Consider the following 1,252-nt stretch of genomic DNA (forward strand, 5'->3'; position numbering starts at 1 on the left):
TTGATGTGGCAGTGCATACGCCTGATGCACAGGGCGACAACCGCAACCATCACGCCCATATCATGTTGACCACACGCAAGCTGGAACGCTTGGAGAGTGGCAGAGTCGCTTTAACCAGCAAATCACAGCTAGAAATGAGTAATACCCAGCTTAAAGAGCGTGGCTTACCAAGTGCTAGGGAAGAACTGAAAGCAATCCGTGAGCAGTGGGCTAGTATCACTAATAAGCACCTCAAAGAAGCCAAGATTGATGCTCGAATTGACCACAGAAGCCATAAAGACAGAGGGTTAGAGCAACTACCCACCAAAAAACTAGGTTGGGAAGCGTCAGCCCTAGAGCGCAAAGGCATCAAGACAGCGACAGGTGACTATAACCGCATGGTTGAAGACTATAACCATTCAATGAAGCAGCTAGCGATTATTGAGAAGAGCCTGAAAGCCGTCACAGAGCAGCGAGAACAAAGTAATGACAGAACTAGAGAAAGAATTGAAACAGCAATTAAGCACATTGAAAGCGCAACTAACGCATCAGCATGGGCAGATAGAAGAACTAAGCTCATCAACCAAGGCGTTAGGGAATGTCAACGAGAGCTTGAGGGAGCAGAACGAGAGATTAACGCTTCAGCTAGCGCAATCGACCAAGCGGATAGAAGCATTGCTGAACACCAACAATCCAAACTAAAAGCAGAACGAGAAGCCCAGCGTCAGCAGCAAGCTAAAGAGATATTGCTTCAGAACTCACAAGAGCTACACGCCCAAGCCGTGAAAGGTGAGAAAGCTGTAGACGCTTATCACACAAGGCTTGAAAACATTGAAAAACAGTTTGAACAACTAGACCTTAAACCCCTGAAAAAAGAGTTAGCCGAGCTTCAGCAAGCCTACGATACCGCAAAAAAACCTATGATGACCAGTCAAAGCAAGTGGTCAAAACAGCAGTTAGAAAAACGGACGGTATTGCGAAGCCTAGAACGTCAAATAAGCGTTAAAGAGTTTCAGGATAGAGGAAAATACAAGCAACACGCTAAAGATTGGATAGCCGAAAATGAACCGCAGACAGTGCAAGAAGCGCAGCAAGGTCAGCAAGCTATCAAAGAATACAAAGAGCAGCAGAAGCAGCAAGAGCCAAAAATTGAGCAGCTAGAAGTGCGTACCAGTAAAAATAGGAACAACGATAAGGGCATGGAGCGATAGAGATATGAGCGATAACGAAGAGAAAAAGGATTTAGTGCAGGACTGGATAGACAGGTCAGCAC

At 45.8% G+C, this 1,252-nt stretch carries 1 protein-coding gene; it reads left to right on the forward strand.

Annotated elements, in window-relative coordinates:
• Positions 1–1,190 (forward strand): MobA/MobL family protein (locus tag AAEY88_RS12520; RefSeq protein ID WP_350562902.1); only part of this gene is annotated, 1,190 nt, incomplete at its 5' end.
• Positions 1,191–1,252 lie beyond the last annotated feature (62 nt).

It is taken from the genome of Psychrobacter sp. CAL346-MNA-CIBAN-0220 (assembly GCF_040309805.1).
GTDB lineage: Bacteria > Pseudomonadota > Gammaproteobacteria > Pseudomonadales > Moraxellaceae > Psychrobacter.